Below are 23,546 nucleotides of genomic sequence, written 5' to 3'. Positions count from 1 at the left end.
ATTGAATAGATTCATTGGCCCGGTTGACTCTAATATGGTGAAAATTCCAACAGGAAAAGTAGAATTAAGAGATGATCGAATAAAAAAAGAATGGCAAGTTCAAATAAAACCATTTCTTCTTGCAAAGTATGTTGTAACAGCGGAATTATATTACGCAATTACGAATCGTGCACTAAATGGTAATGAAAATGGTAATAAACCTGTTGTAAATATTTCATGGCATGATGCAATTGCTTTTTGCAATTTACTGTCTAAAATAGCAGGGTTTACAGAGTATTATTCTATACAAGATGATGGGAAAAAGGTTAGTTGTAACTTGCATTCAAATGGCTATCGATTACCGTCTGAGGCAGAGTGGCAATATGCATGTAAAGCAGGTACGACGGGATATACGTATGGGGAACTTCAGAAAATAGCGTGGTATAATGAAAATTCAAGTGGGCAAATTCATGACGTCGGTAAAAAAGAGCCGAATGCATGGGGACTTTATGATATGTTAGGGAACGTTTGGGAATGGTGCTATGATTTGTATGATGAAACAGTGTACGGGTCATACCGCATTTTTCGTGGTGGTAGTTGGGCTGAAGCAGCTAGAGGTTGCGGTGCCACTTGTCGCCGTCGTAGTCATCCTACATTTCATATAGATGATCTCGGTTTTAGGCTTGCTAGGTCAATTTAGCAGGAAAATGATACATATAACTCCGTAAAGAGTATGGAAAGTATCCATATTCTTTACAACATAGAAATTTAAAAATTTAAGGAGTGTTTTGAATGGCACGTGTTTTATTCATTAACGCTGGATCAGAAGGACATATAAATCCAACATTACATGTTGTAGAAGAACTGATTTCTCGCGGTGAAGAGGTAGTTTATTTTTCAATAGAGGCTTTCAGGGAGCGTATTGAGAAGACAGGTGCTACTGTACGAACGATTGATGATGAAAAATTTATAAAAGCATTTCTTTCCGGTGGTCGAAATTATTTACAGGAAAGAATAAACGGCCTTCTACATACAGCTGATATTGTAATACCTAGTGTTCTAGAACAAATTGAAGGAGAACATTTTGATTATATTATTCATGATTCGATGTTTGGCTGTGGACGCTTAATTGCCCAAATTCTTAATCTTCCAGCCATAAATTCATGCACATCTTTTGCACAAGATGAAAAATCATTTAAACAAATGTTAGACCATCTTTCTAAAAATATCCCACTGGAATTTCAGGATAGAATACATAATGATTTTGAAAACTTAACTAATGGAATTACAGAAAAATATGGTGTTGATATAAACTCACCGTATGAAGTTTTCTGTAATCCAGCTTCACTTACTATTGTGTATACAATTAAGGAGTTCCAACCTTTTGGGGATACATTTAATGAAACATTCAAATTTGTGGGTCCATCTATCTCTACACAAGTGAAAAATGAAGGTTTTGATTACACTTCAATTGAAGAAAAAAGCCTGATTTACATTTCATTAGGTACTGTTTTTAATGAAGCGCTTGATTTTTATAAACTTTGTATGAAGGCGTTCGAGAATAGTAAGCATACAATTGTTATGTCTATTGGCAACAAAATGGAAATAAGTGATGTAGGTAATATCCCTAAAAACTTCATTGTGAAAAACTATGTACCACAAACTGAACTTCTCAAATATACGAAACTATTTATTACACACGGCGGTATGAACAGTACGCATGAAGGGATATATAACGGTGTTCCACTCGTTGTAATTCCGCAAAGTGCAGATCAGCCAGTAATCGCAAAGCAAGTGGAGAGTCTCGGGGCAGGAGTTAAATTGCAAATGCAAGGATTAACTGCGGATCAACTAAGTGAAAGTGTAGAAATAGTATTAAATAATCCGTCATGTAAAGAAGCTACTTTGAATTTGAAGGAGTCTCTCCGAAAATCAGGTGGGTATAAGCAAGCAGTTGATGAAATTTTTAAATTTACAGGCTGTTATTAAAACTATACATGTGAAAGGGTGTCTATATTAAATGATATAGACACTTTTATGTTATATGAAGCGAGGAATTGATGAAATGGAAAGAATGAAAATACTAGATGTAAATTTTGCTGATATGACAGCTACACCATTTTTTCAAGTGGAGGCGAAAAATAGAATTAGATTCGATATAGAATTATTTGAGGGTAATTTGAGAGGATTAAGAGGGATTTTGACTGAACTTTTTAAAAGTCCTGATGCAATTGATGTTTCATTTATTTCCGGTTACATAACATATGGTAAAAGTAAGAGAATAAATGAGAAAACAAAAATTGGAAGGTTCATGAAGATTAAGAATTGGGCAGAAACGAAAGTAGACGTTGATGATCTTGAAAGTACAATCATATTTACTACGATTAAAGGTGTACATGAAGATGAAATATATAAGTATTGCGAGTATGTCGTTAATGGTGGTCAGCAAGCGTATATTTCTTTTTATAACGATACTTATTTATTGTATATAAGTACAGACGTTATTGACATTGTTTCACCAGATACAAGTTTAATAGAAAAGTTAAAACTTCAATACAGTGAAGAATATGATAAGTTTTATGAAACTATATTGACGGATTAGGAAATGTTTACAAGTGATAAGTAATTTCAAAGTATTGATAGAAAGATATATGGAAAATGGAGATGGCACGTTGTTTTAAAATAATGTGATCTCACATTGCCATGCGTTTTAAGTTAACGATGAAGGGTTTCAAGACGACTTGGTGCAATTCATCCATATATATACCTAAAAATTTTCATTACAAGTACTACAATTTCTATTGCTCACTTTTTCTTTATAAATTTAGGATGTAGTTTTACGTGTTAGTAGTAATTTCACTGTTTCTGCACAACTTCTGCACACATTTAGGTGATTTCTATGTCATGATATATTCCATAAGTGAAATATTTCACAAGAAATGAAATGTTTCTTTACGACGGTGTATGCATATTTACGCATACACGAAATAAGATTGACTCTTGTTATTCTTTTACATCAAAGCCCACATTACACTACGAAGTATAACAAGAAGGGGACAGGAACATGAATAATCGATTTTTAAAACAACTACAAAACTTGAAAATGAACAAAAAAAGTATAGGAGCTGTTGCATTAACAGCTGGAATTATCAGCACGACACTTATTCCTCAAAATGCATACGCGCACGGCTTTGTTGAAAAGCCTGGTAGCCGTTCCGCTTTATGTAGTCCAACTTATGGTGCTCTAAATGTAAACTGTGGAAGTGTTATGTATGAACCACAAAGTTTAGAAGCTCCAAAAGGATTCCCACAAGGTGGCCCAGTTGATGGGCAAATCGCTTCTGCAGGTGGAAAATTTGGCGGTATTTTAGATCAACAAACAGCAAATCGTTGGTTTAAAAATACAATCACTGGTGGGGAAAATACATTTACTTGGAAGTATACAGCACCTCACTTAACAAGCAAATGGCACTACTATATTACAAAGAAAGGATGGAATCCAAATAAAGCACTAACAAGAGCAGACTTTGAGCCAATTGGCACTGTACAACATGATGGTTCTGCAGCTTCAAATAATTTAACTCATAAAATCAATGTACCTACTGACCGTAGTGGATATCATGTGATTTTAGCTGTATGGGATGTAGCTGATACAGCAAATGCGTTCTATAATGTAATTGATGTGAATCTCATCAATAATGTGAAACCAGACACAGAAGCGCCAAGTATTCCAAATGGAATTCAGGCGCAAAAAGTAACAGCAAATAGTATAGAACTAACATGGAACGTTTCTACGGATAATGTAGGAGTAAAAGGGTACCAAATCTTCCGTAACGGAGAGATGATTGACACAGTACCAGGCACTTATTTTATTGATAAGAAATTACAACCAAGCACAGAATACACTTATACTGTAAAAGCAATTGACGCAGCTGGCAATGTATCGAAAGAAAGTACAGCGCTTACAGTGAAAACAACAGTTGAAGCTCCTGATACAGAAGCACCAACACAACCAAAAGGATTACATAGCATGGGAACAACAGCGTCAAGTGTGGATCTAATGTGGAGCCCATCTGATGATAACGTTGGAGTAGACTATTACGATATTTATAGAGAAATAGAAGGAACAATGAAAAAAATTGCAACATCCAATACGACTTCTTATATGGATAAAAATTTACTCGCTAATACTACTTATAAATATGCAGTGAAAGCAGTGGATGTAGTTGGAAATGAATCCGTACAAAGTGATACGTTCACAATTACTACAAAAGCTGAAAGCGCTTCATATGAAGCGTGGGATGCAAAGAAAGCATATAAAAAGGGGGATAGAGTTTTACACGAGGGAAAAGTGTATGAAGCAGTCCAGAATTATGAAGGACATGGGGATCCAAACTGGATTTTTGCTTTATCCTTATGGAAAACAGTGTAAGCTTTACCTCAAAATGAAATGAAAGATGATGGGCTTTGATGCAAAAAAAGGAAGTTTGAGAGTTAACTTTTCTGCTTATAAAAAAGACGACGTATTCAGCGTCGTCTTTTTGTATTAATCTAGAATATTCATCAAAGAGACTTTCAAACGAATAAGCTACAGAAAGGTTACTATACGAATACATAATGTAGAATCATATAGTAACCTTTCTATTATGATAACACTTTCGTCATAAGAATATGTGGAATTCCATCTTCCATAAATACGTCGGAAGAAGTTTGATAGCCTAATTTTTCATAAAACCCTTCAGCTTGTGTTTGACCGTGTAGTTTAACTTTGTTTGCTTCTTTGTTACGAGCAATCTCTTCTAACTTTTGAATGATTACTTTGCCTAATCCGTATTTGCGATAGTCTTTTAAAATACAAATTCTTTCTAGTTTACCCATTCCTTGAACGAATCGTATACGGCCAGTTCCTACAGGAAGTTCATTATAATAAACTAATATATGTTTGCATGCCTCGCCAATTTGGTCATATGTATCGAATTCATCTTCAAGTGGGACACCTTGTTCTTTTACAAAGACTTCTTTTCGAATGTGAAAGGCAGTTTCTAAATCTGTAAGTTCTGTTATGAGTTTGGATTGCAAATTGTTCAGCCCTTTCTAGTGTGATATGAATGTGTTTTCATAGTATATCATACTGTAATGCTATAAAAGAAAAAACTGACTTGCAAAAGTCAGCCTTTAAAATGCTTAATATTCTTTTATACCGTTTTTTGTTCCGATGATCGCTTTGCTCGTCATATTGATAAATAATCCTGTTTCAACTACACCGGTAATCATCTTTAACTCTGTATGTGTATCATTTGGATTCAATATTTTGTTTGGAAAAATACAATCAATAATTAAATTGCCGTTATCAGTTATAAATGGTCCGCCATCTTTCATACGTAAACGCGTTTCGCATCCTAAAGATTGAATTCTCTTTTCAGTTTGCTTCCAAGAGAAGGGGATGATTTCAATAGGAAGTGGAAAGGTACCTAAATGTGAAATGAGTTTGGATTCATCTGCAATAATAATAAGTTCTTTAGAGGAGGTGGCAACAATCTTTTCGCGAAGTAATGCACCACCGCCACCTTTTATTAATTGTAAATCATTATTGATTTCATCTGCTCCATCAATTGTGAGATCAAGTATATCAATTTCATTTAAAGAGATTAGCGGAATAGATAATTGTTTTGCTAATACTTCAGTTTCTTTTGATGTCGGTACAGCTTGAATAGATAACCCTTCTTGTACACGGTGACCTAACTTTTGTATCGCCCAATATACGGTTGAACCCGTACCAAGTCCAATCGTCATACCATCTCTTACAAAGCTAGCAGCATATTCGCCTGCAAGCTGTTTTAAATTCACCATTTTACTCCGCCGGGCGTGGTCCAGCATCTAAACCGGAACTTTCAACTGTAAGTATTGGGCGAACAGTAATATCTTTATGTACACGCATTTGGCACGATAATCGTAAGTGGTCTTCAATGCCTTTTTCCGTAATAGCTTGTTTTTCATCATTTGTCGCCTCACAAAAATCACCTGCAATGACTTCAACTCTACAAGTTGTACATCTTGCTTTGCCACCGCAACGATGAAGAATGTGTACACCGTTATCTTCAAGTGCTAATACTAATTTCGTTCCTTCTTTAATATCGAAAGTTCCGGTACCTTCAACTGTTAATTTTGGCAAATTGATTCCTCCTCATGTAAAATGCTATATAACATATTTATGACCCGTATTCATGAACATAAACATAAAATTAATTATAAGCCCCGTAACTTTTTTATTTGTTCAATCGTTTAATAAGTAAGCGCTGAAAAGGAGTGGTTATTTTGTGCACAAAAGTAACTCAGGTTTTAAAGAATCATATCGATATGAATCATTCAAATATAAATTTATTAATTGAACATTATCCAGAGGTAAAAAGATACTGTACGTTTTTGACGAAGAATAAATGGGATGGGGAAGACCTTGCCCAAGAAGCAATTTGCAAAGTTCTTCAAAAGTATAGTGAGAAGAAAATCTGTATAACGCTTCTGTATAAAATTGCTCGAAATCAATGGTTAGATCAAATGAAATCAAAATCCGTACAAGAAAAATTAGAACAGCAAGTTACATTTGAAGAACCACATGAAAAAATTGCAGATTTGCATGAAATGGTAGGGAAATTATTGTCTTCGTTAAATGTGCAACAATCTGTAATTTTATTATTAAAGGATGTTTTTCAATATAGTATCGCGGATATTGCTAAAGTATGTTCGGTATCAGAAGGTGCAGTAAAAGCATCGTTATTTAGGAGTAGAAATAGGCTGAAAACTGTAAGTGAAGAAGGAATTGAAATAGTGGAGTACACGGATGATGTTGAAATCGTTGTAACTTCTATTCGTGAAGAAAGACCTGAATTGTTGACGAAACTTCTCCCAACAATAGACTTCACTAAGTTACCATCAATACAACCAGTGTTATTATTCAGTATGAAAAAACCTTCTTCTTACAGTTGTATGCTTAGTGCGGCATAAAATAGATGGAGGGATTTAATATGAATGCAATTCCTTACGTAGTAGAACAAACGAAATTAGGAGAACGCTCCTATGATATATATTCAAGATTATTAAAAGACCGAATTATTATGATTGGTTCAGAAATTAACGATCAAGTTGCAAGCAGTGTAGTAGCACAATTATTGTTTTTAGAAGCGGAAGATGCAGAAAAAGATATATTCCTGTATATCAATAGTCCGGGCGGTTCAACGACAGCGGGATTTGCAATATTAGATACGATGAACCTTATTAAACCAGATGTGCAAACACTTTGTATGGGCTTTGCGGCATCATTTGGTGCGCTTTTACTATTAGCTGGCGCAAAGGGAAAAAGATTTGCGCTCCCTAACAGTGAAATCATGATTCATCAACCGCTCGGCGGTGTAAAAGGGCAAGCAACGGAGATTGAAATTACAGCAAAAAGAATATTAAAGTTAAAACATGATATTAACAAAATCATATCTGATCGAACAGGGCAACCAGTAGAAAAGGTAGCTCATGATACAGAAAGAGATTATTTTATGACGGCAGTAGAAGCGAAGGAATATGGAATTGTTGATGCTGTTATTGAGAAAAAATAATGTGAAACAGGCTAGAGAATACGCTGAATTCTCTAGCCTGTTTCTGTCGTTCTTTATTCTTTTACCCATTCATCGACTAACAATTGATTCTTTTTTATCCATTTTCGAGCAGCTTCTTCTGGATCTTTCGTTTTATTTAACATGACCATTAACGTACCAAGCTGTTCATCGTTCATTTTCCATTTATCAAAGTATTTCACGATATCAGGATGATCTTTTTCGAAACCTTTACGAACGGAGTAATAAATGTCATCTTTTTCACCATATACTTTCTTAGGGTCTTTTAAATATTTTAAGTCAAATTCTGAAAAGCCCCAATGCGGATTCCAAAGCGTAACAGCGATTGGTTTCTTTTTCGTATATGCCTTCTTGAGTTCGCTCATCATCGCAGCTTCTGAAGATTGGACAAGTTTTAATTTTATATCATATGCCTTCATTGCTTTATCCGTTAAATTCATAAGGCTACTACCTGGTTCAATCCCAACAATTTTATTATCTAGCTCATCTTTATGTGCGTTTAAATCTTCTATGCTGTTTATGTTTTTCATATAAGAAGGGACGACTAAACCTAGTCCAGTGCCTTCATACCATTTTGATTTTAAGACAATATCATCTTTATAACGAGCATTTAGCGGTTTATCCGTAACAGGCAGCCATACTTCTAAATTTGCATCGACATCACCACGAGCAACACCAGTCCAAATCGCAGCTTTTTCTAAATACATGAGCTCAACTTTATAGCCTTTTTCTTCTAATAAAACTTTCCACATGTTTGCAGTTGCAATATTTTCTTTCCAACTTGTTACACCTATTTTAATTTTCCCTTTCGAATTAGCATTTGTTGCATTACATGAAGTAAAAATCATAGTAATAAATAATGCAAGGCATATAAGCCATATTTTCTTTCTCATTGAAACCCTCCTAAGAAACGTTTGCCTCTTTAAATAAATGTATAAGTAAGCATTCTTATTATGAACGGAAACAAGAATTTTAAAGAAAGCTTATGAATGTCATTTTTATGTAATATTTCTTTGCAAAATCGCAACACTATGTAAATAGATGGATAGAAAAGGAGTAGTGACATGGATAATACAAAGGTACGTGTTGAAAATGTAACAAAAGTATTTGGGAAACATCCGCAAAGAGCGCTTACCTTATTAAAAGAAGGGAAAAGCAAATCGGAAATTTTAAAAGAGACAGGAATGAACGTTGGGGTGAAAAAGGCAACGTTTGAAGTATACACCGGAGAAATTTTCGTTATTATGGGTTTATCCGGTAGCGGGAAATCAACGCTAGTCCGAATGCTAAATCAATTAATCAAACCGACAGCGGGGCATATATACATAGATGGTGAAGACATCGCAACGATGGGAAAAGAAGAATTGCGAAGAGTAAGAAGGACGAAAATGAGTATGGTTTTTCAGAAGTTTGCTTTATTTCCACATCGTACGGTAATACAAAACGTTGCGTATGGGCTAGAAATTCAAGGAGTTCCAGTAGAGGAACGAGAAAATAAGGCGTTAGAATCGCTACAGTTAGTAGGACTCGATCATCATAAAGATAATTACCCTAGTCAACTTAGTGGTGGTATGCAGCAGCGTGTTGGAATTGCAAGGGCACTAACGAATAATCCAGATGTATTACTAATGGACGAGTCATTTAGTGCATTAGATCCACTAATTCGAAAAGAAATGCAAGATGAATTGTTAGAGTTACAAGATAAAATGGAAAAAACAATTATTTTTATTACACATGATTTAGATGAAGCTCTTCGAATTGGTGATCGTATCGCATTAATGAAAGATGGAGAAATTGTCCAAATTGGAACACCGGAAGAAATTATGATGAGCCCTGCAAATGAATTTGTAGAGAAATTCGTTGCGGATGTGAATTTAGGAAAAGTAATTACGGCAGAATCTATTTTAAAAAGACCAGAAACGTTATTAATCGATCGTGGGCCGCGTGTAGCTCTGCAAATTATGAGAAATGCAGGTGTTTCTACGGTATATGTTGTGAACAAAAAGTATGAGTTTTTAGGTATTTTAACAGCGGATGATGCAAGTAAAGCAATGAAAAAACAATGGCCAATTGCTGATTTATTACTTAACGATATTCCACACGTTTATCTAGATACATTACTGGAAGAAACGTATGCAAAAATGGCGGAGATGAAATATCCATTACCCGTAATTGATGAAAAGAAAAGGTTGAGAGGAATTATTAAACGTGAAAGTGTCATTCAAGCTCTTGCAGGTAACATTGAGGAAGAGGTGAAAGACGATGAATAATATTCCGCGTATTCCATTAGGCGAATGGGTCGATTCATTTGTTGCAAGTTTATATGAGAACTTTGAAGGCTTGTTCCGAGGATTCTCCTATATTATCGGTGGATTTGTTGATTTACTCACTAATTTTTTAACAATAATACCAGCCATAGTGATGATTATCATCTTATGTTTCCTCATTTGGTACACAACGAGGAAATTATCTTTAGTCATTTTTACGCTCATCGGATTATTATTTATTTTAAATATTAACTACTGGGCACAAACGATGCAAACATTAGCACTCGTACTTACGTCAGTTATTATTTCAATTATTATCGGAATTCCCATTGGCATTTTAGCATCTCAAAATGAACGTTTCTCAAAATTTTTAAAGCCGACATTAGATTTTATGCAAACAATGCCGGCATTCGTCTATCTCATTCCCGCGATAACATTTTTTGGAGTAGGCGTCGTACCAGGAATTATTGCTTCCGTTATTTTTGCTATGCCACCGACAATCAGATTTACAGACTTAGGAATTAGGCAAGTTCCAGAAGATTTAATTGAAGCTGCGAATGCGTTTGGCTCTACCGCATCACAAAAATTATTTAAAGTACAATTACCACTCGCAACCGGAACGATCATGGCTGGAGTGAATCAAAGTATTATGCTTTCGTTATCAATGGTTGTAACAGCGTCACTTGTAGGAGCGCCAGGACTTGGAGTCGATGTGTATCGCTCTGTAACACAAGTAAACATCGGAATGGGATTTGAAGCTGGACTAGCTATCGTCGTGATTGCGATTATATTAGACCGAATTACGCAAGGGTTTTATACAAAAAGAAAATAATTCAAAAAACACACTTTATACTACAAAGTGTGTTTTTTGAATTCGAATTACATCCGAACAATAACAGAGCCTCCAGCTGGTGCACAAACTTGGTTTTGCTGTTGTTCCATTGATTTTATTAATTGATTATTTTCTTCGATTAATGAGATTAATTTAGCTAATTGGCTTTCAAGGCTTGCGATGCGCTGCATCATGTATTGCGAATCATAATGCAGTGTATTCCTTACTGGATGAGGGGAGTAAGCATATTGTTGATTTATATTTGGATTCCAAGGAGGATACATTTGAATCGTTCCTCCTTCAATAAATTACTGATCTTTCTTATAGTAAATGCCTATGTATATGTAATGGTGACTTGAAAATTCTTTCAAACGAAGAGGATTATGTAGGGGGAATGGAAAAGTAATAAAGTACATTTTTTGGAAATTTTTAAGCGGAATAGTAAATATATTAGGAAGCAGCAACGTTCATGTAAATGGATATTATATGGGGAGAAATTATGAGAGGAGATGCTATTTTGGCTAATAATAAAAAAAGAAATGATGCTATGACAATTGGTGTCGCTATAGGTGTTGTAATCGGTGTAATTCCTGGTGTATTTACTGATAATATAGCAATCGGAATAGCGATTGGGATTGCAGTTGGAATGGGGATTACGCTTTTGAAGAAATAATGAGTTGTAAATTATTTTAATGTGAAAATTCTAATTTCAAGAGATTGAATTTTCGGAATATAAAACCTATTTTTCCTTTTTTTATGATATTATATATGCAAAGGATGGTGATGGATATGCCAATAAACAATCAAGCAGAACAAAACTGCTTCATTTGTGAAAAACATAAAGGGAACATTACAGTTCCAGGTGGAGCTATTTACGAAGATGAACTCATTTACGTTGGACATGTCCATTGGGATGCAGAAGAAACATATCTTGGTTATGTAATGATTGATATAAAGAGACATGTACCTGGTCTCGCTGAATTAACTGAAGATGAGGCAAAGGCATTCGGACTGATAACAAGTAGAGTAAGTAAAGCGCTTAAAGAAAGCGAAAGTGCAGAACATATTTACAGTTTCGTTTCAGGTAATGGTGTACCACATTTGCATATACACATTATTCCGCGTTATCCAAATACACCAAAAGAGTTTTGGTCACCGACTGAAGTAGCAAATTGGGCTGGTGCACCCTATGGAGATTCAGAGAAAATTAAAAAACTATGCGAAAGAATACGAAAGTATATGGTGAATGAGTATGCATACAACAAATAATACACAATATTCATGGGTTGGAAGTAGAGCAATGTGTTTAGACGAAGTTTCAGTCAAGCAATATGGCGATATTGTACTTGGTAAATACGGCGGAAATATAAGCGCCGGAGCAAAAAAGAATGAAGACGGTGCATTAGTTTGGTCGAATGGTGATTGGGAATTCACCGTTATATTAGACGGACATAATAGTGCAGAAAGTGTTGAATTAGTAGTAAATACAATCCAAAGAGAATATGAAAATATAAAAGCGATTATGAAAGAATCAATTAAAACAGTATTTCGATCTGTTGAAAATCATATACTTACAATTTTTCAATCCTCTTCATTTAAAGAAAACTGTAAAAGAGTAAAAGGTGAAACTGCGTGCTTAATATGCGTAAGAAAAGAAAATTACATATGGTGGCTTTCCATAGGTGATTGCTTAGTTTATGTATTTCATGATGAATTACATAAATTAGGACAATATACATTGAATCAACGCCACTTTTACGAATGGATTGGAAATGTAAACACATTTGATTTACCCGTTCCTTGCTATTCTTCAGGAATTCGTGAACTACGTACTGGAAAGAATCGAATTGTAATGGTGACAGATGGGGTATTAGAATGCGGGGAACGCCGTTATGAAACGCCATTAAATCTTTATAATGATATGAACGGAAATAATATTGGGCTAAAAGAAAATATCCATAATGTGTTAGAACACGTTCATCATCAATTCGGACGAGATAGTGCAACCATTATTAGTTGGGATGTCGAAAATAAAGGGAATGCTACGTATCCGAGTGATCAGCCGGAGAAAATCCAGACGATAAGGTAAAGGAGGCGATCTCTCTATTGCATGTGAAAGTACTTGTATTAGTTTTATGGATCATATTCTTATTTGTCTTAGAAAATATAGTGAGAAAAAAGCTGAATATACCGAAACAAAAAGAATGGAATAATAAATATGTGAACAAGTCTCATAAATGGGGAAACAGAATTATTATTTTTTCTTATATAGTGGTTATTATTATATGTTCTTCTCTTTCAAACCCCCTATACATGGGCTTTCTACCTTTTCTGTTTTTAATTACGTTATATAGTTTTGATGCATATATGGAATGGAAATATGACAGGGAATCGAGGGAGTTCTTGATGTCCTTAGGTGGGGCTGTATCGTTAATGATAACAGGGCTGATTCTATATTTTCTTATTTAATACATATTAATTATAGCCCTATAGCAATGTCATATAATGAGTAATTAAAGGGAGAGAAGAAATGAAAAGCCCTCGATTACGTGCAGAAGCAATGATTTTAAATGAAGATCATTCTAAAGTACTTGTTCAATGTGATGAGAATGAATCATTTTATCGTTTTCCAGGTGGATCCATTGAATTTGGTGAAACAGCAAAAGAAACAATAACACGAGAACTACTGGAAGAATATAATTTAAAAGTTTTTGTTCAAGAATTAGCTTGTGTAAATGAGCAAATTTTTGATTGGAACAACGAAAAAGGACATCATTGTACATTGATATATTGGGGAACGGTTGGAAAAATATTTATAAATGAAATAAGACATAAAGAACATGAGGATATTAAATTATTATGGAAAAGTAAAGAGGAATTAAAGGAGAGGCCAACATATCCTGAAGGGATTGTAAGTTATTTAGAAGAGGATAACCGTAATATAGTCCACTTTATTTCTAAAAATAAATAAAGTAATGGGAGGGATAACAATGGGAATCTCTACTATTTTTATTATTATTATTGGAACTTGTATAGGTGGTTATTTTTTAGAACAGTTTTTAAGAAAAAAGTTGAATATGGAGAAGAGAGGGCTTTTTGGGTATAAACATGTGAATAGTTTACATGTAAAATTAGAAATAGGACTAATTATTATTTATGTGATAGCTAGTTGTTATTATATGTTTAAATTTGAAAACTCTAAAATGGCTTATGCCATTTTCACTTATTTAGGGATCACATGGATCTTAAGAGCATGGATGGAATGGAAGTATGATAGAGAATCGAAAGAATATATTCTTTCGATAATTGGATTGGTCGCATATATATTTATGATTTCGATACTAGTATATTTTGTTCCACCTGCTGCATAATAAAATAATTATTTATGTTACAAATAATAGGATAACTAATTAATAAGAAACCATTTACCGCTAAATGGTTTCTTATTATGTATATGAAATTCGGTCTTCTTAATTTAATCATTTATTTTGGCTAATATGGAATTAACGAAACTTGTCTTATCTTCTGCATACTTATGTTTATCATTAGGATCAGCTTTTGAAAGTTGAATCTTTAACTGTTCATACTGCATACGAGAAGTTTTATTGTCTATTAAGTAATCTCTGAATTTTATTTGTTCTATTAAATATGGATTCCCTTGTTCATACATATGAATTTGATGAGTTCTTGGCTCACCTTTATTGAAATAATACCTTTCGGGTAATACATTTTTTCTATATTTATAATTTAATTGTTCTAGGTTTGTAATACATTTTAGACCACTTTTGGAATCTCTTAATTCCATCGCAATATCAATAATAGGTTTTGCGCTTAAATGTGGGATGGAAGTACTTCCAATATGGTGTATCGCTAAAATATATTTTCCAATGTGTTCCTCAATTAATTGTTTTTCTTTTGAAAACTCAAATTCCCACTCTTCGGACCACGGAACTAAAAACACTTTACCATAGGGTAAACCTAGCATTTAATTAGCACCCCTTACATATTTTTTCAATAAAGTTACTTACATTTTCTTAAAGCTCCTCAATACAAGAAACTCCCACAATCTCCAAGGAAGAACCTTCTTCGCAAAGATCATAAATTTTACACCTTTCCCAATTGGGTATCGTAATGTAGTACGCCTTGCTTCAGCAATTTCTACGATTTTATTTGCAACATCCATCGGATTACCAAGTGTATCGTTGCCATTGTTTATGTGCTTTTGTATTTTATCCATATATTCTTTGTAAGGAGAGGTTGTATCAAATTGGTTTTCAGCTAATTGTTTACCAACTTCCCATATGTTCGTGTTATAAGAACCAGGTTCAAGTAAGGCAACGTCTATTCCGAAAGGTTTTACTTCTAAGCGAAGGGATTCACTCCAGCCTTCTAATGCATATTTTGAAGAAACGTAAGGGGATAAACCAGGGAATCCGACTTGGCCGCTAATACTGCTTATATTTATAATTTTTCCGTTTTTCTGTTCTCTCATATAAGGTAAAACAAGCTGAGTAATTGAAATAGCGCCAAAAAGGTTCGTTTCAAATTGTTTACGGTATTCCTCTACTGGAATTTCTTCTACAAAGCCCCCATTTGCATATCCTGCATTATTTATGAGAATGTCTATTCTGTTTATTTCGTTTAAAAATAATTGGAAGTTATGTATAGAACCTTGATCTGTTACATCTAATTGTTGAACTTTTATATTTTGTTGTAAGTGGAGTTTAGTAGCTTGAGATATTAAGTCTACTTGTTTTTCAAGATTTCGCATTGTAGCAATGACAAAATAGTCTTTTTTCGCAAGTTCAAGTGTCGTTAAAAGTCCGAATCCACTTGATGCCCCTGTAATAATCGCGATTTTTTTATTCATTGTTCGCTCGCTTTCTTTTTCTTTTATCATAACGAGTTATAAAGAGAAAATCTATTTATTGTATAAAGATATTTGATATAATTGAAAATAATTATCAATTAAATTTTGATTTTTACATAAAAGGAGTGTGGGTTTCATGGAGACTAATGGTTTTCATGATATTTTTCATAAATACTTTCATGGTTTACAAGTTGTAGAGGAAAAACATATGAATATGCCCAAAACAATAGGTATGGGTGAAATACGAAGATGGACTTCATTTTCAGGTATGGAAATTGTGTTATCAAATTATCAATTTCATAATAACCATCGCATCCAGTTTGCATCGGACGCAGCAATGGTGGAGCTTAATTTTTGTTTACAAGGGTTCGGAGAAGTGCAAGTTGGTCATTCTTCGTATGAATTAATGACTGGAAATAGCTATTTATATTTTATGAATGATTTTGATGTAGTATTTGAATATGAAAAAGAAACGCCTCTATATTCATTAGCGATTGGGATTCCTGTACAATTGTTTAATCATTTTATGATGAATAATGCTATTGAAAAAAGTCTTGATTTTCATTCTATATTAGGAAATCAATCTTTTAAAAAGTTTCAAAATCCAATTGATTCTATAACATCTAATCTTATTAAGAGAATGATAGAGCATCCCCAAAAGGATCGTATTAGTCAACTAGAATTAGAAAGTAAAGCGCTCGAATTGCTTTCTATACATTTTGGGAGAGTGTTGCTTAATGATTGTGACGCAAATAAAAGGAGTCAATTATCAAAACAGGATTTGAATAAAATAAAACAGGCTGAAGAAATTTTACTTCAACGAATGGAATCACCCCCATCATTATTAGAATTAGCTAAAATAGTAGAGTTAAATGATTATAAATTAAAAATTGGGTTTAAAGAATTATTTGGGATGTCCACATTTGCATATTTACGAGAAAAGCGTATGGAACATGCGATAGATTTACTGCGTTCGGGAAATAGTAATGTGACCGAAACGGCATTTGCAGTTGGATACAATAATGTCAGTCATTTTTCAGAGTTATTTCGTAAAAAGTATGGAATGAATCCATCAGAACTTTTACGTATTTATTAACGTAAAACAGGAATAATCCGCTATACCGTAAATTCCTCCGTCATTTGGTAGTTGCTTTTTGTAATGGTCATTATAATTACAAACAACATCCAATTGGAAATAACTTTTTATGGAGGAATTTAAATGAAAGAACGGAATGAAAGTCATTTTTGGATATTTGTATTAACAGGAATGTTTCTTATTATAACAACGACGGGTTTTGCACGTATGGCATATGGAATTATATTGCCGTTTATGCAAGAAGGACTCCATTTATCTACAGCTCAAGCAGGTATGTTAGGAACTATACTCTTTTTAGGGTATTTATTAACAGTCGGAACATCTGGAATACTTACTATCCGTTTTGGAGCAAAATCAGTTTTATTAATAGGGAGTTGGCTCGTCGTTATAAGTTTAATAGGATTAGCATTTGTTTCCTCATTTTGGATAGCCTCTATTTGTATGCTATGTTCTGGAGCTGGAAGTGCTCTTGTATATACACCACTCATGTCAATAACAGTAGGATGGTTTCCAGAAAAAAGAGGAACTGCAATGGGGCTGTTATTAAGCGGTGCTGGCATAGGTATGCTATTTAGTGGAATAATTGTTCCTTATATAGTACGTACATTTCCAGAATATAGTTGGCGTGGTTCATGGCTTTTGTTTGGCATTATTACATGTATTGTTGTATTCGTTGCCTCAATTGTTTTGAAAAATCCAGAAGTTACTGAAGATGAGGGGGCAAGGAATAATAAGTCGTTTTTATGGAAAACGAAAGAGCTATTCATCATTGCATGGATGTATTTTATTGTGGGCGTTGTTTATTTAATTCCAAATTTATATCAAACTAGTTTTATGATTAATAATGGTATTTCGGCATCAATTTCGGGAACTGTTTATGCGATTGCAGGAATGTTTTCAATTGTAGGAGCTCCTGTCTGGGGATTGATTTCGGATCGGATTGGTATAAAGAAGACGTTATGTATTGCACTTTTATTAGCTGTAATAGGTGATATGATTCCAATTATATTTGGACATATCATTGGCTTTATCATGTCGGCAATTATTTGGGGTTCCAGCCTCGGAGGTATCCTTTTATTAATTCAAGTTGCAGCTTCAAAGCAAGTATCTCCGAAATATGTCTCAATGGCAATTAGTTTTATATCCGTTTTCTATGCAGTTGGTCAAATGATTGGACCAGGACTTGCAGGATGGATTATCGGGGAAAGTGGTTATACAACAGCTTATGGATTAGGTGCTTTCGGTTTCTTTATGTGCATATGTTTGGGATTAAGGCTAAAAAGAGGGGATCTGGCAAACTCAGCGTATATAGAGAAGTGAGGATTGTCTTAAAATGAATCTTTTTAACGGGGGGAAGCAAAGTGTTCCATGTTAAAGACGTATTAGCAGATCAGTTATTAGCAAATGCGAATGATCCCAGTTGGTATATTCCATTTTCAGATGCAGTTAAGGATTTATCTGAGAGAGAAGCTTTCTGGAAACCGAATGAAGAGTGTAATAGTATAGCTGAAATTGTACAACATTTACTGTATTGGAATACGACGTGGCAAACTAGGTACAAAGAATCAAATGTTAATGCTGTGCCCGCTATTGGTGATAATAACAAAAGTTTTATGCTTTCAGATAATCAAACATTTGAAGAGTTAAGAGAAAAACTATTAGAGAAACTGTTACAATGGCAAAGTCTCATAAATGAAGACAAGGTTGAAAGTGATGTAATTGGATTTCCTGTATCTGCGAAGTGGTGGGAAGTATTAGCTAATGTAACGACTCATAACGCGTATCACATTGGTCAAATTATCTACATTCGGAAATTACAGAAGAGTTTTGATAATGAATAAGATAATAATTCTCAAATTAGGTGAACAAAAGTGGACAAAACGAGACAGATGTCTCATTTTGTCCACTTTTTTATTATGAAAGAAAAGAGAAAACCTATTAAATCAGGGATTAGAATTTGGCACAGTACTTGCAATATAAAAGATGAACAAGAAAATAGGAGGGCTGGACATGTTAAAAACAACTGAAAGTAAAGGGAATGAAATTACGAAAGAACAAGTTCGTTGGATGTATGAAAAAATGTTAGAGATTCGTAAGTTTGAAGACAAGGTGCATGAATTGTTCGCGCAAGGCGTTCTGCCAGGTTTCGTTCATTTATACGCTGGTGAAGAAGCAGTAGCAGTTGGTGTATGTGCCCACTTAACAGATAGTGACAGTATTACAAGTACGCATAGAGGTCACGGCCATTGTATCGCGAAAGGTTGTGATTTAAATGGCATGATGGCCGAACTTTTTGGTAAAGCGACAGGGTTATGTAAAGGTAAAGGTGGTTCAATGCATATTGCCGATTTAGATAAAGGAATGCTTGGTGCAAATGGGATTGTAGGCGGAGGTTTTCCACTTGCTTGCGGTTCAGCATTAACAGCTAAATATAAAGGAACGAAAGATGTGAGTGTTTGCTTCTTCGGTGACGGAGCAAATAATGAAGGAACATTCCATGAAGGGGTTAATTTAGCAGCGATTTGGAAGTTACCAGTTATTTTTATCGCAGAAAATAACGGTTACGGTGAAGCAACAACATTTGAATATGCGTCAAGTTGTGATTCCATTGCAGATCGAGCGAAAGCTTACAATATTCCAGGTGTTCAAGTAGATGGAAAAGATTTACTTGCAGTGTATAAAGCGGCGGAAGAAGCAGTAGAACGTGCGCGTAATGGCGGTGGTCCAACAATAATTGAATGTATGACATATCGTAATTACGGTCATTTCGAAGGTGAAGCGCAAACATATAAAACTTCAGAAGAAAAAGAAGAACATTTAAATGAAAAAGATGCGATTGTGAATTTCCGTAAGCATTTAATTCATGAAGCTTTATTAACAGAATCTGAACTTGTGGATATGGAAAAGGCAGTAGATGAAGCAGTGCAACAATCAATTGAATTTAGTGAAAATAGTCCATATCCGGAAGATGAAGAATTATTAAAAGATGTATACGTTTCTTACAAATAAGAGGAGGGTGAAAAATAATGACTAGAACAGTAAGTATGTCAACTGCAATTAATGAAGCGATGAAAATATCAATGCGTCGTGATGAAAATGTAATTTTAATCGGAGAAGATGTTGCAGGCGGTGCACAAGTGGATCACTTGCAAGATGATGAAGCATGGGGCGGTGTACTCGGTGTTACGAAAGGACTTGTACAAGAATTTGGTCGAAATCGTATTTTAGATACTCCAATTTCAGAAGCGGGTTATATGGGAGCGGCGATGGCAGCTGCTGCAACAGGTTTACGTCCGATAGCTGAATTAATGTTTAATGATTTTATCGGAAGTTGTCTTGATCAAGTATTAAACCAAGGTGCAAAGTTCCGCTATATGTTCGGTGGAAAAGCGAAAGTGCCAGTTACAGTACGTACGATGCACGGTGCTGGATTTAGCGCAGCGGCACAGCATTCACAAAGTTTATATGCGTTATTTACGAGCATTCCAGGTATAAAAGTTGTCGTTCCTTCCACTCCTTATGACGCAAAAGGCTTATTATTAGCGGCAATTGAAGATGACGATCCAGTAATCTTCTTTGAAGATAAAACACTTTACAATATGAAAGGCGAAGTACCAGAAGGGTACTATACAATTCCTTTAGGAAAAGCAGATATTAAACGTGAAGGTTCTGATGTAACAATCGTTGCAATTGGAAAACAAGTTCATACAGCACTTGCAGCTGCAAAGCAATTATCGGAAAAAGGACTCGAAGTAGAAGTAATCGATCCACGTTCTTTATCACCGCTGGATGAAGATACGATTTTAGCATCTGTTGAAAAGACGAATCGCCTGATTGTTATTGACGAAGCAAATCCAAGATGTAGTATCGCAACAGATATTGCGGCAATTGTAGCGGATAAAGGATTCGATTTGTTAGATGCACCTATTAAACGAATTACAGCACCACATACACCAGTTCCGTTTTCGCCACCACTTGAAAAGTTATATTTACCAACGCCGGAGAAAGTAATTGAAACTGTATCAGAAATGATCGGAGACCAATCTTTATTACGTGTGTAATGAAACGATGAGAAGGGAGAGAGAAACATGGCTGTAGAAGTTGTAATGCCGAAGTTAGGTATGGCGATGAAAGAAGGTATTATTACGAGCTGGAATATTAAAGCAGGTGATAATGTAGAAAAAGGTGAACTAATTGCTAGTATTAACTCGGAAAAAATCGAAACTGAAATAGAAGCACCAGCTGATGGAACTGTTCTTGATATAGCTGTAAGTGAAGATGAGGGAGTGCCGCCGGGTACTGTAATTTGCTACATCGGTAAACCGGACGAAAAAGTAGAAGTTCATGAAAACATACATGTTGTAGAAGAAAAAGCATCTAATCCAGAACCTAAAAAGGTACAACATCCAGAACCATATGCGATAGATGTGACGAAGCAAAGAGTTAAAATATCTCCAGTAGCAAAGAAAATTGCAAAAACTGAAAATCTCGATATTAGATCATTAATTGGTACAGGACCTGGCGGAAGAATTACAAAGATAGATGTATTAAAGGCGCTTGAAGAAAGAGTAGCAATTCCAGAAGTACTTGAACAAGAAGAAAGTAAAGTCATTCCTATTATTGGTATGCGAAAAGCAATTGCGAACCGTATGCATGCAAGCTTACAAAATAGTGCGCAATTAACATTAACAATGAAAGTAGATGTTACAGATTTAGTTGCTTTACATAAAGAAATAGCGGAAGTTGTACAAAAACGATACGATAACAAACTAACTATTACTGATTTCGTTTCTCGTGCTGTTGTATTAGCGCTTAGAGAGCATAAAGAAATGAACAGCGCGTATATAAATGATGCCATTCATCAATTTGAACATGTTCATTTAGGTATGGCGGTCGCGTTAGAAAAAGGATTAGTCGTTCCAGCTATTCGCTTTGCTAATAATCTATCTTTAGTAGAGTTATCTAAAGAGATTAAAAATGTGGCACAAAAGGCACGAGCAGGCAGTTTAAGTAGTGATGATATGCAAGGGACAACATTTACAATTAGTAATTTAGGTAGCTTCGGTATTGAATATTTTACGCCAGTATTAAATACACCTGAAACTGGTATTTTAGGTGTAGGTGCAATTGAACATGTTCCTGTATATAAAGGGAAAAAATTAAGAAAAGGAAGTATGTTACCTTTAAGTTTAACATTCGATCATCGTGTACTAGACGGTGCACCAGCAGCTGCATTTTTACGCACAATTAAACGTTATTTAGAAGAACCTGTAACAATTCTTTTATAAAGAGAAGGTGAGAAAATGAGTAATTTAGTTGTTATTGGGGGCGGACCTGCTGGTTATGTAGCGGCAATTACCGCGGCTCAAAATGGAAAAGATGTCACTCTTATTGATGAAGCTGATCTTGGCGGGACTTGTTTAAATGTCGGTTGTATGCCTACGAAATCATTGTTAGAAAGTGCGGAAGTATACGATATTGTTAATCATGCGAATCGTTTTGGAGTATTAGTAAATAAGCAGAATATATCAATTGATTGGAAACAAATACAGACGAGAAAATCACAAATTGTTACGCAACTCGTACAAGGTATACAATATTTAATGAAGAAAAATAAAATAAAAGTTATACAAGGTAAAGCGAAATTTGAAACGGATCACCGTATGCGTGTTACACACGGTGATAAAGAAGAGCTAGTAGATGGAGAACAGTTCATTATAGCGGCAGGATCAGAACCAACTGAATTACCTTTTGCTCCATTTGATGGGAAGTGGATTTTAAATAGTAGTCATGCAATGTCCCTAGAAAATATACCAAAATCATTATTAATCGTTGGCGGTGGTGTAATAGGTTGCGAGTTTGCAAGCATTTATAGTCGTCTTGGAACAAAAGTTACGATTGTTGAAATGGCATCGCAATTATTACCTGGTGAAGATGAAGATATCGCACAAATTTTAAGGGAGAAACTAGAAAATGATGGCGTAAAAATATTTACAGGAGCGGCTTTAAAAGGATTAAATAATTATAAGAAGCAGGCTTCATTTGAATATGAAGGAAGTATCCAAGAAGCCAACCCGGAATTTGTTCTCGTTTCTGTAGGTCGAAAACCACGTGTACAAGAATTAGCTTTAGAAAAAGCAGGCATTCAATTTTCAAATAAAGGAATTTCTGTGAATGAACATATGCAAACAAATAGATCACATATTTACGCAGCGGGTGATGTGATTGGTGGAATACAGCTTGCTCACGTTGCCTTCCATGAAGGAACGACAGCGGCATTACACGCGAGCGGAGAAGATGTGAAAGTAAACTATCATGCTGTACCTCGCTGTATTTATACAGCTCCAGAAATTGCTAGTGTCGGTTTGACAGAAAAAGGAGCAAGAGAGCAATACGGTGACATCCTCATCGGAGAATTCGCATTTACAGCGAACGGAAAAGCGCTTATTATTGGAGAACAAACGGGGAAAGTAAAAGTTATTGTGGAACCTAAATATCAAGAAATTGTAGGGATTTCTATTATCGGTCCTCGTGCAACCGAACTAATCGGACAAGGAACTGTAATGATTCATACAGAAGTTACAGCTGATATAATGCGAGATTATATTGCAGCGCATCCAACTTTATCTGAAGCGATTCATGAGGCATTATTGCAGGCAGTAGGACATGCTGTACATGCTTGAAGGTAAAAAGACCAGTCTAATATGATGGTCTTATCCCTGTCAAGTAGACAGTATTAAAAAGACTAAGCAGCCATCGAGATTCGATATTCTATCGGAGCTCGGTGGTTGAGTCGTTTTTGGAACCGTTTATAGTTATAAAAGTAAATATATTCTTCAATTGCTTGTATTAAATCTTCTTCTGTTTTAAAATGATTCAA

29 protein-coding genes are annotated in these 23,546 nt (G+C 34.8%); 21 read left to right on the top strand and 8 right to left on the bottom strand.

Annotated elements, in window-relative coordinates; translation table 11 throughout:
- Position 1 precedes the first annotated feature (1 nt).
- The 4 genes from DET63_RS28390 to DET63_RS28375 all read left to right on the top strand — a co-directional run bounded on the left by DET63_RS28390 (position 2) and on the right by DET63_RS28375 (position 4,411).
- A complete protein-coding gene (locus DET63_RS28390) occupies positions 2-679 on the top strand; it encodes a formylglycine-generating enzyme family protein (RefSeq protein ID WP_033734055.1) in 678 nt (225 codons plus the stop codon).
- Positions 680-771: 92 nt separating this feature from the next.
- Entirely contained in the window at positions 772-1,968 is a 1,197-nt protein-coding gene (locus DET63_RS28385) for a macrolide family glycosyltransferase (protein ID WP_113938486.1), read from the top strand.
- Positions 1,969-2,044: 76 nt separating this feature from the next.
- A complete protein-coding gene (locus DET63_RS28380; protein ID WP_113938514.1) occupies positions 2,045-2,581 on the top strand; it encodes a phosphatase in 537 nt (178 codons plus the stop codon).
- Positions 2,582-3,043: 462 nt separating this feature from the next.
- Complete coding sequence (locus DET63_RS28375) at positions 3,044-4,411, top strand: lytic polysaccharide monooxygenase (protein ID WP_113938485.1); 1,368 nt, start codon at positions 3,044-3,046, stop codon at positions 4,409-4,411.
- Positions 4,412-4,623: 212 nt separating this feature from the next.
- Here DET63_RS28375 and DET63_RS28370 read toward each other — a convergent pair whose 3' ends face one another.
- The 3 genes from DET63_RS28370 to DET63_RS28360 form a co-directional block, all read right to left on the bottom strand.
- Positions 4,624-5,058: a GNAT family N-acetyltransferase gene (locus DET63_RS28370; protein WP_113938484.1), complete on the bottom strand. Its 435-nt coding sequence runs from the start codon at positions 5,056-5,058 to the stop codon at positions 4,624-4,626.
- A 105-nt stretch (positions 5,059-5,163) separates the two neighbouring features.
- Complete coding sequence (gene rpiA, locus DET63_RS28365; RefSeq protein WP_113938513.1) at positions 5,164-5,826, bottom strand: ribose 5-phosphate isomerase A; 663 nt, start codon at positions 5,824-5,826, stop codon at positions 5,164-5,166.
- A 4-nt stretch (positions 5,827-5,830) separates the two neighbouring features.
- Positions 5,831-6,151, bottom strand: coding sequence for a 2Fe-2S iron-sulfur cluster-binding protein (locus DET63_RS28360; RefSeq protein WP_002085119.1), 321 nt, complete (start codon positions 6,149-6,151; stop codon positions 5,831-5,833).
- 143 nt (positions 6,152-6,294) lie between these two features.
- Here DET63_RS28360 and DET63_RS28355 point away from each other — a divergent pair, with 143 nt between their 5' ends.
- Positions 6,295-6,981: an RNA polymerase subunit sigma-70 gene (locus DET63_RS28355; protein WP_113938483.1), complete on the top strand. Its 687-nt coding sequence runs from the start codon at positions 6,295-6,297 to the stop codon at positions 6,979-6,981.
- 20 nt (positions 6,982-7,001) lie between these two features.
- Positions 7,002-7,583, top strand: coding sequence for an ATP-dependent Clp endopeptidase proteolytic subunit ClpP (gene clpP / locus DET63_RS28350; protein ID WP_002147396.1), 582 nt, complete (start codon positions 7,002-7,004; stop codon positions 7,581-7,583).
- A 53-nt stretch (positions 7,584-7,636) separates the two neighbouring features.
- On the opposite strand, the gene DET63_RS28345 is transcribed toward clpP, so the two are convergent.
- The gene (locus DET63_RS28345; protein ID WP_113938482.1) at positions 7,637-8,494 is read right to left on the bottom strand and encodes a glycine betaine ABC transporter substrate-binding protein; all 858 of its coding nucleotides are present in this window, start codon (positions 8,492-8,494) and stop codon (positions 7,637-7,639) included.
- Positions 8,495-8,665: 171 nt separating this feature from the next.
- On the opposite strand from DET63_RS28345, the gene DET63_RS28340 reads away from it, so the two are divergent.
- On the top strand, positions 8,666-9,871 hold the full coding sequence (locus DET63_RS28340) for a quaternary amine ABC transporter ATP-binding protein (RefSeq protein WP_002013036.1): 1,206 nt from the start codon (positions 8,666-8,668) through the stop codon (positions 9,869-9,871).
- Positions 9,864-10,700, top strand: coding sequence for an ABC transporter permease (locus tag DET63_RS28335; protein ID WP_098354825.1), 837 nt, complete (start codon positions 9,864-9,866; stop codon positions 10,698-10,700). Before DET63_RS28340 ends, DET63_RS28335 begins: the two co-directional genes overlap by 8 nt.
- 47 nt (positions 10,701-10,747) lie before the next feature.
- Here the strand turns inward: DET63_RS28335 and DET63_RS28330 are convergent, their stop codons facing one another.
- Positions 10,748-10,984, bottom strand: a complete 237-nt coding sequence (locus DET63_RS28330) for a hypothetical protein (RefSeq protein WP_113938481.1) — start codon at positions 10,982-10,984, stop codon at positions 10,748-10,750.
- A gap of 215 nt (positions 10,985-11,199) precedes the next feature.
- Between DET63_RS28330 and DET63_RS28325 the strand changes: the two genes are divergently transcribed.
- From DET63_RS28325 to DET63_RS28300, 6 genes are all read left to right on the top strand, one after another.
- Positions 11,200-11,373 carry a glycine zipper domain-containing protein gene (locus DET63_RS28325; RefSeq protein ID WP_002127725.1) on the top strand — a complete coding sequence of 58 codons (174 nt, stop codon included), beginning with the start codon at positions 11,200-11,202 and terminating at the stop codon, positions 11,371-11,373.
- A gap of 104 nt (positions 11,374-11,477) precedes the next feature.
- Positions 11,478-11,969 carry an HIT family protein gene (locus DET63_RS28320; protein ID WP_113938512.1) on the top strand — a complete coding sequence of 164 codons (492 nt, stop codon included), beginning with the start codon at positions 11,478-11,480 and terminating at the stop codon, positions 11,967-11,969.
- Entirely contained in the window at positions 11,953-12,789 is an 837-nt protein-coding gene (locus DET63_RS28315) for a PP2C family serine/threonine-protein phosphatase (RefSeq protein WP_113938480.1), read from the top strand. The genes DET63_RS28320 and DET63_RS28315 overlap by 17 nt, the downstream gene beginning before the upstream one ends.
- A 17-nt stretch (positions 12,790-12,806) precedes the next feature.
- Positions 12,807-13,169: a DUF4181 domain-containing protein gene (locus DET63_RS28310; protein WP_016091516.1), complete on the top strand. Its 363-nt coding sequence runs from the start codon at positions 12,807-12,809 to the stop codon at positions 13,167-13,169.
- A 61-nt stretch (positions 13,170-13,230) separates the two neighbouring features.
- The gene (locus tag DET63_RS28305; protein WP_016091515.1) at positions 13,231-13,671 is read left to right on the top strand and encodes an NUDIX domain-containing protein; all 441 of its coding nucleotides are present in this window, start codon (positions 13,231-13,233) and stop codon (positions 13,669-13,671) included.
- A gap of 19 nt (positions 13,672-13,690) precedes the next feature.
- Positions 13,691-14,071 (top strand): DUF4181 domain-containing protein, encoded by a 381-nt coding sequence (locus DET63_RS28300; RefSeq protein WP_016091514.1) that lies wholly within the window; start codon positions 13,691-13,693, stop codon positions 14,069-14,071.
- 104 nt (positions 14,072-14,175) lie between these two features.
- Here the strand turns inward: DET63_RS28300 and DET63_RS28295 are convergent, their stop codons facing one another.
- Positions 14,176-14,685, bottom strand: a complete 510-nt coding sequence (locus tag DET63_RS28295) for a GrpB family protein (protein WP_113938479.1) — start codon at positions 14,683-14,685, stop codon at positions 14,176-14,178.
- A 39-nt stretch (positions 14,686-14,724) separates the two neighbouring features.
- Positions 14,725-15,570, bottom strand: a complete 846-nt coding sequence (locus tag DET63_RS28290) for an oxidoreductase (RefSeq protein ID WP_220182454.1) — start codon at positions 15,568-15,570, stop codon at positions 14,725-14,727.
- A gap of 136 nt (positions 15,571-15,706) precedes the next feature.
- Here DET63_RS28290 and DET63_RS28285 point away from each other — a divergent pair, with 136 nt between their 5' ends.
- From DET63_RS28285 to lpdA, 7 genes are all read left to right on the top strand, one after another.
- Positions 15,707-16,666, top strand: a complete 960-nt coding sequence (locus DET63_RS28285; protein ID WP_113938477.1) for a helix-turn-helix domain-containing protein — start codon at positions 15,707-15,709, stop codon at positions 16,664-16,666.
- A gap of 123 nt (positions 16,667-16,789) precedes the next feature.
- Complete coding sequence (locus tag DET63_RS28280) at positions 16,790-17,986, top strand: MFS transporter (RefSeq protein WP_113938476.1); 1,197 nt, start codon at positions 16,790-16,792, stop codon at positions 17,984-17,986.
- Between the two features lie 41 nt (positions 17,987-18,027).
- Positions 18,028-18,507, top strand: a complete 480-nt coding sequence (locus tag DET63_RS28275) for a DinB family protein (RefSeq protein ID WP_002085139.1) — start codon at positions 18,028-18,030, stop codon at positions 18,505-18,507.
- Positions 18,508-18,676: 169 nt separating this feature from the next.
- A complete protein-coding gene (acoA, locus tag DET63_RS28270; RefSeq protein ID WP_002136695.1) occupies positions 18,677-19,675 on the top strand; it encodes an acetoin:2,6-dichlorophenolindophenol oxidoreductase subunit alpha in 999 nt (332 codons plus the stop codon).
- A 17-nt stretch (positions 19,676-19,692) separates the two neighbouring features.
- Positions 19,693-20,727, top strand: coding sequence for an acetoin:2,6-dichlorophenolindophenol oxidoreductase subunit beta (gene acoB / locus DET63_RS28265; RefSeq protein ID WP_002085142.1), 1,035 nt, complete (start codon positions 19,693-19,695; stop codon positions 20,725-20,727).
- 27 nt (positions 20,728-20,754) lie between these two features.
- Complete coding sequence (locus tag DET63_RS28260; protein WP_002085143.1) at positions 20,755-21,954, top strand: dihydrolipoamide acetyltransferase family protein; 1,200 nt, start codon at positions 20,755-20,757, stop codon at positions 21,952-21,954.
- A 15-nt stretch (positions 21,955-21,969) separates the two neighbouring features.
- The gene (gene lpdA, locus DET63_RS28255; RefSeq protein WP_113938475.1) at positions 21,970-23,349 is read left to right on the top strand and encodes a dihydrolipoyl dehydrogenase; all 1,380 of its coding nucleotides are present in this window, start codon (positions 21,970-21,972) and stop codon (positions 23,347-23,349) included.
- Positions 23,350-23,411: 62 nt separating this feature from the next.
- Here lpdA and DET63_RS28250 read toward each other — a convergent pair whose 3' ends face one another.
- On the bottom strand, positions 23,412-23,546 hold the full coding sequence (locus tag DET63_RS28250; RefSeq protein ID WP_113938474.1) for an IS3 family transposase: 135 nt from the start codon (positions 23,544-23,546) through the stop codon (positions 23,412-23,414).

Source organism: Bacillus sp. DB-2, from assembly GCF_003315125.1.
In the GTDB taxonomy this organism is placed as follows: Bacteria; Bacillota; Bacilli; order Bacillales; family Bacillaceae_G; genus Bacillus_A; species Bacillus_A mycoides.
The sequence above is the reverse complement of the archived record's forward strand: the minus strand, read 5'-3'. Positions and strand labels throughout refer to the sequence as shown.

What these genes read in the sequence shown, in the direction of transcription:
- DET63_RS28380 (WP_113938514.1), top strand. Translation starts at nt 2,045, where the DNA reads ATGGAAAGAATGAAAATACTAGATGTAAATTTTGCTGATATGACAGCT.
- DET63_RS28325 (WP_002127725.1), top strand. Translation starts at nt 11,200, where the DNA reads ATGAGAGGAGATGCTATTTTGGCTAATAATAAAAAAAGAAATGATGCT.
- acoB (WP_002085142.1), top strand. Translation starts at nt 19,693, where the DNA reads ATGACTAGAACAGTAAGTATGTCAACTGCAATTAATGAAGCGATGAAA.
- DET63_RS28335 (WP_098354825.1), top strand. Translation starts at nt 9,864, where the DNA reads ATGAATAATATTCCGCGTATTCCATTAGGCGAATGGGTCGATTCATTT.
- DET63_RS28280 (WP_113938476.1), top strand. Translation starts at nt 16,790, where the DNA reads ATGAAAGAACGGAATGAAAGTCATTTTTGGATATTTGTATTAACAGGA.
- DET63_RS28330 (WP_113938481.1), bottom strand. Translation starts at nt 10,984, where the DNA reads ATGTATCCTCCTTGGAATCCAAATATAAATCAACAATATGCTTACTCC.
- DET63_RS28320 (WP_113938512.1), top strand. Translation starts at nt 11,478, where the DNA reads ATGGTGATGGATATGCCAATAAACAATCAAGCAGAACAAAACTGCTTC.
- DET63_RS28295 (WP_113938479.1), bottom strand. Translation starts at nt 14,685, where the DNA reads ATGCTAGGTTTACCCTATGGTAAAGTGTTTTTAGTTCCGTGGTCCGAA.
- clpP (WP_002147396.1), top strand. Translation starts at nt 7,002, where the DNA reads ATGAATGCAATTCCTTACGTAGTAGAACAAACGAAATTAGGAGAACGC.
- DET63_RS28260 (WP_002085143.1), top strand. Translation starts at nt 20,755, where the DNA reads ATGGCTGTAGAAGTTGTAATGCCGAAGTTAGGTATGGCGATGAAAGAA.
- DET63_RS28340 (WP_002013036.1), top strand. Translation starts at nt 8,666, where the DNA reads ATGGATAATACAAAGGTACGTGTTGAAAATGTAACAAAAGTATTTGGG.
- lpdA (WP_113938475.1), top strand. Translation starts at nt 21,970, where the DNA reads ATGAGTAATTTAGTTGTTATTGGGGGCGGACCTGCTGGTTATGTAGCG.
- DET63_RS28385 (WP_113938486.1), top strand. Translation starts at nt 772, where the DNA reads ATGGCACGTGTTTTATTCATTAACGCTGGATCAGAAGGACATATAAAT.
- acoA (WP_002136695.1), top strand. Translation starts at nt 18,677, where the DNA reads ATGTTAAAAACAACTGAAAGTAAAGGGAATGAAATTACGAAAGAACAA.
- DET63_RS28290 (WP_220182454.1), bottom strand. Translation starts at nt 15,570, where the DNA reads ATGAATAAAAAAATCGCGATTATTACAGGGGCATCAAGTGGATTCGGA.
- DET63_RS28305 (WP_016091515.1), top strand. Translation starts at nt 13,231, where the DNA reads ATGAAAAGCCCTCGATTACGTGCAGAAGCAATGATTTTAAATGAAGAT.
- DET63_RS28315 (WP_113938480.1), top strand. Translation starts at nt 11,953, where the DNA reads ATGCATACAACAAATAATACACAATATTCATGGGTTGGAAGTAGAGCA.
- DET63_RS28345 (WP_113938482.1), bottom strand. Translation starts at nt 8,494, where the DNA reads ATGAGAAAGAAAATATGGCTTATATGCCTTGCATTATTTATTACTATG.
- DET63_RS28375 (WP_113938485.1), top strand. Translation starts at nt 3,044, where the DNA reads ATGAATAATCGATTTTTAAAACAACTACAAAACTTGAAAATGAACAAA.
- DET63_RS28300 (WP_016091514.1), top strand. Translation starts at nt 13,691, where the DNA reads ATGGGAATCTCTACTATTTTTATTATTATTATTGGAACTTGTATAGGT.
- DET63_RS28285 (WP_113938477.1), top strand. Translation starts at nt 15,707, where the DNA reads ATGGAGACTAATGGTTTTCATGATATTTTTCATAAATACTTTCATGGT.